At 64.0% G+C, this 8,824-nt stretch carries 7 protein-coding genes; 4 read left to right on the top strand and 3 right to left on the bottom strand.

Annotated elements, in window-relative coordinates:
- The first annotated feature begins 230 nt into the window (after positions 1-230).
- Positions 231-860, top strand: a complete 630-nt coding sequence (upp, locus tag JQ592_RS20865; RefSeq protein ID WP_018643697.1) for a uracil phosphoribosyltransferase — start codon at positions 231-233, stop codon at positions 858-860.
- A gap of 71 nt (positions 861-931) precedes the next feature.
- Here the strand turns inward: upp and JQ592_RS20860 are convergent, their stop codons facing one another.
- Positions 932-2,044 carry a M48 family metallopeptidase gene (locus tag JQ592_RS20860; protein WP_211404664.1) on the bottom strand — a complete coding sequence of 371 codons (1,113 nt, stop codon included), beginning with the start codon at positions 2,042-2,044 and terminating at the stop codon, positions 932-934.
- 3 nt (positions 2,045-2,047) lie between these two features.
- Complete coding sequence (locus JQ592_RS20855; protein ID WP_433996429.1) at positions 2,048-3,202, bottom strand: YjgN family protein; 1,155 nt, start codon at positions 3,200-3,202, stop codon at positions 2,048-2,050.
- Between the two features lie 386 nt (positions 3,203-3,588).
- On the opposite strand from JQ592_RS20855, the gene JQ592_RS20850 reads away from it, so the two are divergent.
- Both JQ592_RS20850 and JQ592_RS20845 read left to right on the top strand, forming a co-directional pair.
- On the top strand, positions 3,589-4,854 hold the full coding sequence (locus JQ592_RS20850) for a cytochrome P450 (RefSeq protein WP_211404663.1): 1,266 nt from the start codon (positions 3,589-3,591) through the stop codon (positions 4,852-4,854).
- A 199-nt stretch (positions 4,855-5,053) separates the two neighbouring features.
- Positions 5,054-6,328, top strand: coding sequence for a cytochrome P450 (locus JQ592_RS20845; protein ID WP_211404662.1), 1,275 nt, complete (start codon positions 5,054-5,056; stop codon positions 6,326-6,328).
- Between the two features lie 280 nt (positions 6,329-6,608).
- Here JQ592_RS20845 and JQ592_RS20840 read toward each other — a convergent pair whose 3' ends face one another.
- Positions 6,609-7,529, bottom strand: coding sequence for a LysR substrate-binding domain-containing protein (locus tag JQ592_RS20840; protein WP_211404661.1), 921 nt, complete (start codon positions 7,527-7,529; stop codon positions 6,609-6,611).
- Positions 7,530-7,654: 125 nt separating this feature from the next.
- Here JQ592_RS20840 and JQ592_RS20835 point away from each other — a divergent pair, with 125 nt between their 5' ends.
- Positions 7,655-8,824, top strand: coding sequence for an acyl-CoA dehydrogenase family protein (locus JQ592_RS20835; RefSeq protein WP_211404660.1), 1,170 nt, complete (start codon positions 7,655-7,657; stop codon positions 8,822-8,824).

The raw sequence follows: 8,824 nt of genomic DNA, 5'->3' as shown, positions 1-8,824 counted from the left end.
GTCATGATCAGAGGCCTCACCCAGTTCCACGCCATCAAGCATGGTTGGAGCCTCCGAAATGTGTGAATCTCGTAGCCTTGTGGGAGAGGGTGGCTTCGCGAAAGCGAAGCCGGGTGAGGGGTATGTCTCCGCCGGCACATCTCTCACTGGAGTTCGCGGAAAGATACCCCTCATCCGGCGCTTCGCGCCACCTTCTCCCACAAGGGGAGGAGGAAGAAAGGCAACCGATCATGGAAGGCGTCACGATCGTCGATCATCCGCTGGTGCAGCACAAGCTGACGCTGGTGCGCGACAAGTCCATCTCGACCAAGTCGTTCCGCGAGCTGATCAAGGAGATCGGCATGCTCCTGTGCTACGAGGTGACGCGCGATCTGCCGCTCGCCGACACCGTCATCGAGACGCCGCTGGCGACGATGCACTCGGCCAAGATCGCCGGCAAGAAGCTGGTGTTCGTGCCGATGCTGCGCGCCGGCACCACCTTCGTCGACGGCATGATGGACCTCGTGCCGACCGCGCGCGTCGCGCATATCGGTCTCTATCGCGAGCCGCTCAGCTTTGCCGCGGTCGAATATTTCTTCAAATCGCCGTCGGATCTCGGCGAGCGCCTCGCCATCGTGGTGACGCCGGTGGTCGCAACCGCCAATACGGCCGTCGCCGCGATCGACCGCCTGAAGGAGCGCGGCGCCAGGGACATCCGCCTCGCCTGCCTGATCGCAGCGCCCGAAGGCCTCGAGCGGCTGCGCGGGCTCCATCCTGATGTGCCGATCTGGACAGCGGCAGTCGACGAAGGCCTCGACGAGAACGGTTTCATCCTGCCGGGCCTCGGCGACGCCGGCGACCGCGCCTACGGGACGCGATAAGAGAAGCTCAGGATTCTTGTTTTGACGCGTTTTCTTCACGCGAACCGGCATCCACTTCGCTCGAAAACGCTTTAGACCTTCCCGCTGCCGCAAATCAGCTTCAGCGCCCGCCACTCCTTGTCCGTCAGCAGCGGCGGGCCGTTGGCGGGACGATCTTCCCTGGTCATGCGGGCGAGGCGGTCCTCGGTCAGCGGATGGCTGGCGAGAATATTCGTCAGACCCGAGCCGCCTTCCTTGCCGGTGATGCGGAACATCAGCTCGGCCGCAGGCTTCGGCGAACGGCCGAGCTTGTGCATGATCTCGATCGCGAACGTATCCGCAGCGGTCTCGGCCTCGCGCGAGTAAGACGCTTCGACCACGCTGCGCGAGGCGAAGATCACGGCGGATGAGCCGGTGACGTCGCCGAACAACAGGCCGATCAGGAACGAGGTGCCGCCGTTGTAGATCAGGCCGCGCATGTTGTCGTAATGCTTGAGATGGCCGAGCTCGTGGGCGAGGATTCCGGCGATCTCGTCGGGGTTCTCCGCCTTGTCGAGCAGGCCCTTCAGCACGTAGACCTTGCCGCCGGGCAGCGCGAACGCATTCGGCACTGAGGTTGGCAGCACGCCGGCCGTCATGGAATCGTCGTCGAGGCCCGCGGCGTCGCGCAGGCGGTTGACGAGCTTTGTGAACGCGGCCTTGCCGGCGGGGTCTTCGCACACATTGCGACCGAAGATGGTTTTCACCTGGACTTCCGACGCATCGCCAATGCGCCGCTCGATCGCTTTCGGCACCAGCGGCGCGAGACGGTCGGCGGCGAGCGGCACGCCGAACAGCACGACGCAGACGATGGAGACGGCGGCGGCCACCGACCAGCCGACGATCTTGGCGATGCCGCGCCGCGAGGTCTGGTGTTCGTCGAGACGGGTGCAGCGGGCGGTTACGTCGGCGGCGAGGGCGGCGTCGCGGATCTCGAGCCGCGCCAGGGACGGTGCGGTTGTGCAGGCGAGACGTATGACGCCAGCCGGACTATCGGCGCGGCGGATGTCGGCATAGGCCCAGCGAACCGGCGCTCCACCCTCCTCGCTGATCTCCAGCGCGTCACCGAGCGCCAGCGTCACCTGCCGCCTGCGGCTGGATACGCCGTCGAAGAAGACCGTCGGCTTTACGGACGGCGCCGGGGCCTCGGTGGACACATCACTCACAGCTCAGAATCCCGCGACATCGAGCCCGTCGGCAAAACCCTCGCCGAGCGCGCTGGCAAGCTCGCCGCTGCCGCGCACGTCCGCGGCGGCCGCAATATCATGCACCTCGACGGTCTCCAGCACCTTGGCCCAGAGATCGCGCTGAAGATAGACGCGCATCACGATGTTGAGAGCAAGGGCGAGCGCGAAGTAACCAATGACCATGATCACCAGCATCGGGATGCTCTTGGTGGGATCGCCGGGCCCGAACAGCTGCTCAGCCGAAAGGCCGCTCAGCTGGACGACGAGCGCGGTGGCGCCGCCGAGATAGGCGCCGAAAATCATCGAGAGCAGCACCCACCAGCCGATCACCTTCCAATACAGGCCGTAGAACGCATTGTGCGGAAGCTCCGAGGACAGGCTGACGCCGCCGATGCGGATGCCGTCGAGCCACCAGCGCCACTCGCGCGCCTTGAACTCGGCATAGAAGAACGGCGCGAGCGGAAAGATGATCAGCGCGATCGGGCTGAGCAGCCACAGCCACCAGCCGCGCTTGAAGAAGGTCCAGCCGTTACCCTCGAAATCGCCGCGCAAATCGCCGTAATGCGTGTGCCGCATCTTGTAACGTTCGAGTGAAGCCTCGCGCCAGGGCAGCGCCAGGCCGAGGGTCAGGAACACCAGGAGGCCCCACGCCATGGCGCGGAACGAATAGGCCCAGCCCGAGCCGTCCATCCAGAACCGCACGCCGCGCCAGACCGTGCGCGTCAGGCGATAGCGCCGCGCGCGAAAGATCGCGAACTGGCCGAAGGCGTAGAAGCTGATGAACAGCGGCGTCGAGGCAAAGCCCTGCCAGCGCTCGAACTCGATGCCGATGAGGAAATAGGCCAGATAGATCGGCACCAGGATCGCGAGCGCGAACAGGAAGCCGACCAGCAGCTCCTTGCCGCGTCCGGTATATTCGGCGGCGTCGCCGTCGATCGCGGTGTTCGACCAGAGATGACGGCGGATGTCGGTGATGAGCCAGAACCGGTAGAAACCGAAGGTGACGAGCTCGAGCAAGGCACCCTTGGTGACCATGTTGCGGAACCCGGAGCGATTGCCGCTGAAATCCACCCGCGTCGGCGGCAATGGCGGCGGGATGGGTTCGGAGCCGATGGGCGTCCATTGCATATCGTTCACGGCGGCAACCTCGGGGTGCGCATCTGCTGCGGTCAAACTATAGATCAGAGATTGGTCGATCCCCAAGACGGGCGGGTTCGATTTACCCCGATTTCGGTCGATTTCTTACATGATTTCAGATCGAACGGCGTGCGGCAGGTCACGCTGGCGATGTCCCGCAGCCCCGTAGCCCGGATGGAGCGCAGGCGTAATCCGGGATTCGAGCCACCATTGGCGCTGTCCCGGATTTCGCTTCGCTCCATCCGGGCTACGCTCCCGCCCTCTCGCAAAGGTTGGATGTGGCAAAACTCTCCCTTGCTCCGGCGCAGACAACGGGCTGTAATTGCAAATCAAATACCGCAGCGCAGAATTCAAAGACGCGCGGAGGAGCACCAGGGAGAACGGTCATGCATGGGACCATCGAGAGCGCGTCCAAGCTCGACGCACTGCGCGAGCGCGCGTCGACATTGCCGCTGGAGCAATTCGATCCGGGCGATCCGGAACTATTCAGGACCGATACGTTCTGGCCCTATTTCGATCGCCTGCGCCGGGAAGATCCCGTGCACTACTGCAAGGACTCGATGTTCGGGCCGTACTGGTCGGTGACGCGCTACAACGACATCATGGAGATCGAGACCAACCATTCGGTGTTCTCCTCGGCTTCCGCGCTCGGCGGCATCACCATCCGCGACATCGACCCGGATCTGCGCCGCGAGAGTTTCATCTCGATGGACCCGCCGCGCCATGCTGCCCAGCGCAAGACCGTGGCGCCGATGTTCACACCGACGCACCTGGACAATCTCGCGCTCAACATCCGCAAGCGCTCGGCCGAGTGCCTGGACCATCTTCCCCGCGGCGAGGTGTTCGACTGGGTCGACCACGTCTCGATCGAACTCACCACGCAGATGCTCGCGGTGCTGTTCGACTTCCCGTGGGAGGACCGCCGCAAGCTGACGCGCTGGTCGGATATCGCCACCACCATTCCCGGCCCCGACGGCCTCGTCGCCACCGAGGACGAGCGTCAGGCCGAGCTGACGGAGTGCGCGGGCTATTTCGCGAGGCTGTGGAAGGAACGCATCGCGCAGCCGCCGAAGAGCGATCTGCTGTCGATGATGGCGCATGGCGCCGCGACGCGCGACATGGACGCGAAGAACTTCCTCGGCAATCTCGTCCTCTTGATCGTCGGCGGCAACGACACCACGCGCAACACCATGTCGGGCTCGCTTCTCGCACTGAGCCAGCATCCGGAGCAATATCGGAAGCTGCGCGAGAATCCCGCTCTGCTCGACAGCTTCGTGCCGGAAGTTATCCGCTGGCAGACGCCGCTGGCGCATATGCGGCGCACGGCGCTCGCCGATTTCGAGTTCCGCGGCAAGCAGATCAGGAAAGGTGACAAGGTCGTGATGTGGTACGTCTCGGGCAACCGGGACGAAGAGGCGATCGAAAAGCCCTACGATTTCATCATCGACCGCGCGCGGCCGCGCACGCATCTCTCCTTCGGCTTCGGCATCCACCGCTGCGTGGGCCTCAGGCTTGCTGAACTTCAGCTCAAGATTATTTGGGAAGAGATTCTCAAGCGCTTCGACCATATTGACGTGGTCGGCGAACCGAAGCGGGTCTATTCGAGTTTCGTGAAGGGAATTGAGACGCTGCCGGTGAGGATTGCTGCGTAAACGAAGAACTCCCCCTCTCCCCGCTTGCGGGGAGAGGGTTGGGGTGAGGGGGAGTCTCCACGGGGATGGAGAGAATTGGACTCGCGGAGAGTCCCCCTCACCCGGATTGCGCCGGACGATGCTGCGCATCGCCGGGGCAATCCGGCCTCTCCCCGCGAGCGGGGAGAGGCGAAAAGAGAGAAACACTGGAGCCACGACGATGAACATCCAAGCGCCGGTTAAAGTGGACAGGGCCGCACGCATGCGCAAGGCGCGCGAGGAGGCCTATGCAACGCCGCTGTCGCAATTCCATCCCGGCGCTCCACGGTTGTTCCAGGACGACACGCTGTGGCCGTGGTTCGAGCGGCTGCGCAACGAAGAGCCGGTGCATTACTGCACCAATGCGCCGATCGAGCCGTACTGGTCGGTGGTGAAATACAACGACATCATGCATGTCGACACCAATCACGGCATCTTTTCATCGGACTCCACGCTCGGCGGCATCTCGATCCGCGACGTGCCGGAAGGCTACGACTATCCGAGCTTCATCGCGATGGACCAGCCGCGGCATTCGGCACAGCGCAAGACGGTCTCGCCGATGTTCACGCCGACGCACCTCGACGAGCTGGCAAAACTGATCCGCCAGCGTTCGCAGACGGTGCTGGACAATCTGCCGCGCAACGAGACCTTCAATTTCGTCGAGCGCGTCTCGATCGAGCTGACCACGCAGATGCTGGCGACTTTGTTCGACTTCCCCTGGGAGGAGCGGCGCAAGCTGACGCGCTGGTCCGACGTCTCCACCGCCCTGCCCAAGAGCGGCATCGTCGCCTCCGCCGAGGAGCGCCGCCGCGAGATGGACGAGTGCTACGCCTACATGTCCAAGCTCTGGAACGAGCGCGTCAACTCCGCGCCGCGCAACGACCTGTTGTCGCTGATGGCCCATAACGATGCCACGCGCCACATGGATCCCGACAACCTCATGGGCAACATCATCCTGCTCATCGTCGGCGGCAACGACACCACGCGCAACACCATGACCGGCTCGGTGCTGGCGCTGAACGAGAACCCGGACCAGTACGAGATGCTGCGGAAGACTCCGGCGCTGATCGATTCCATGGTGCCCGAGGTGATCCGCTGGCAGACCCCGCTCGCGCATATGCGGCGCACGGCGCTAGAGGATACCGAGATCGGCGGCAAGCAGATCAAGAAGGGCGACCGCGTCGTGATGTGGTACGTCTCCGGCAACCGCGACGAGGAGATGTTCGAGAAGCCGAACGACTTCATCATCGACCGCCCGCGCCCGCGCACGCATCTTTCGTTCGGCTTCGGCATCCACCGCTGCGTCGGCATGCGGCTCGCCGAGCTGCAGCTGCGCATCATCTGGGAGGAGATGCTGAAGCGGTTCGACCGGATCGAGGTGGTCGGCGAGCCCAAGCGGATCTATTCGAGCTTCATCAAGGGATATGAGTCGCTGCCGGTGCGGATTCCGGGATAGGCGTCGCTCTAGTTGCTCGCCTTGGGGCAAACTGCGCCTCAATCTCTACTGTCATGCCCCGCGAAGGCGGGGCATCCAGTACGCCGCGGCTTCTCGGTTCAAGCACTGCTGCCTCTGGAATACTGGATCGCCCGCCCCTGTGCGCAATTGCGCACTAGGCGGGCGATGACAGCGTGGGTTGATGCGATGGCGTGTCACCCGCCAGCTATAAAATTTCGGCATGACAGGTCGCGCCAGATGCGAAGGCAAGTCGGCGCCTGACTGTTCTACGACACAGTATCTAACTCAATTTGATGTCCCACACGCCTTCCTTGCGGCAGGCGGCGACCTCCTCGCGCAGGAGCGCGGTGATGGCGAGCGAGGCCGTCGAGGCCGGGCGGTCGATTGGAGAAGCGAAAATGAGCTCGCGCGTCATCGGCTTGGACACGGCGGTGGTTTCCAGCCGTCCCTCCGCCACCTCGCCGTGGACCGACGAGGGCGGCAGCAGTGCGAAACCGAGCCCTTCCTCGACGAGGCTCGTCAGCACGCGGAACGAATCCGCTTCCAACTGGACGTCGAGCTTGATCTTGCGCTGGGCGGCGGCGTGCTCGATCAGCGCGCGGAGGCCGTGGGAATGACTGGGCAGCACGAGGCGCTGCCGCAGCAGCCAGCCGATGTCGACGTTCTTCTTGCGCGCAAGGCCGCAGCCGCGCGGGCCGACCGCGACGATGTTGTCGCGGCCGAGACTCTGCACGTTGAGATGCAGATCGGCCGAGCGGCCATAGAGGATGGCGAGATCCATCTCGCCGCGATGCAGCCATTCGACCAGATGGCCGCTGTAGCTCTCGACGATGCGCAGCGAGATGCCGGGAAACTTTTCGACGCAGCGCCGCGCAAAGCGCGCCGACAGCACGCAGCTCACGGTCGGAACCAGGCCGAGCACGACCTGGCCGGACGGCGGCCCCTTGGCCGACTGGATGTCGTCGCGGATCTGGTCGATCTGCCGCACGATGCCGGAGGTGCGCGCGAGCAGCAGGCGCCCGGCGTCGGTCAGCACCATGCCGCGGCCGTTGCGGGTGAACAGCTCGGTGCGCAGCTCGTGTTCCAGCAGCTTGATCTGCCTGGAGAGCGCCGGCTGCGCCACGCGCAGTGTATCGGAGGCCTTGGACAGGCTGCCGAGCTCCGCCACGCAACTGAAGGTTCTGAGCTGCCGGAAATCCATGCTTGCCAATCCTGGAAGGCTACTCCATACGCTATAACAAATGAGCATAGGGGGCTGGCGTTGTTTTCACAACGCCTGAGGATCGGCCGGCGTTATCTTAACTGCCGCTAGATACGGGAAACGCCATGAGTGAAGAACACCACAGCGAAGATCACGCCGACATCCGCGAAGCCGTCGCAAAGCTCTGCGCGCAGTTTCCCGGCGAATATTGGCGCAAGCTCGATCGCGAGATGGCTTACCCGAAGGCTTTCGTCGATGCGCTGACCGAGGCCGGCTATCTCTCGGTGCTGATCCCGGAAGAGTATGGCGGCGCGGGGCTGAAGCTTTCGGCTGCCGCTGCGATCCTGGAAGAGATCCAGCGCGCGGGCTGCAACGGCGGCGGCTGCCATGCCCAGATGTACACGATGGGCACGGTGCTGCGGCACGGCAATGCCGAGCAGAAGGCAAAGTACCTGCCGAAGATCGCGAGCGGCGAATTGCGCCTGCAGGCCTTCGGCGTCACCGAGCCGACCAGCGGCACCGACACCTCGTCGCTGAAGACCTTCGCGCGCAAGGAAGGCAACGACAGCTACATCGTCAACGGTCAGAAGATCTGGACCAGCCGCGCCGAGCATTCCGATTTGATGGTGTTGCTGGCGCGCACCACGCCGAAGGAACGGGTCAAGAAGCGCACGGATGGTCTGTCGGTCTTCATCGTCGACATGCGCGAGGCCAAGAACAATGGCCTCGAGATCCGCCCGATCCGCACCATGATGAACCACGCCACCACCGAAGTGTTCTTCACCGACATGAAGGTGCCGGCGGAGAATCTGATCGGCGAGGAAGGCAAGGGCTTCCGCTACATCCTCTCCGGCATGAATGCCGAGCGCATCTTGATCGCCGCCGAATGCGTCGGCGACGCAAAGTGGTTCATCGCCAAGGCGACGAACTACGCCAAGGAGCGCAGCGTTTTCGGCCGGCCGATCGGTCAGAACCAGGGCATCCAGTTCCCGATCGCCAAGGCCTATGCCTCGATGCGCGCGGCCGAGTTGATGGTGAAGGAGGCCACGCGCAAATACGAGGCCGGGCTCGACTGCGGCGCGGAGGCCAACATGGCCAAGATGCTGGCAGCGGATGCGTCCTGGGAGGCGGCGAATGCCTGCATCCAGACCCATGGCGGCTTCGGCTTTGCCGAGGAATACGACGTCGAGCGCAAATTCCGCGAGACGCGGCTCTACCAGGTGGCGCCGATCTCGACCAACCTCGTGCTGTCCTTCGTCGCCGAGCATGTGCTCGGCATGCCGCGCTCGTACTGA

It is taken from the genome of Bradyrhizobium iriomotense (genome assembly GCF_018129405.1).
GTDB lineage: Bacteria > Pseudomonadota > Alphaproteobacteria > Rhizobiales > Xanthobacteraceae > Bradyrhizobium > Bradyrhizobium iriomotense_B.
The sequence above is the reverse complement of the archived record's forward strand: the minus strand, read 5'-3'. Positions and strand labels throughout refer to the sequence as shown.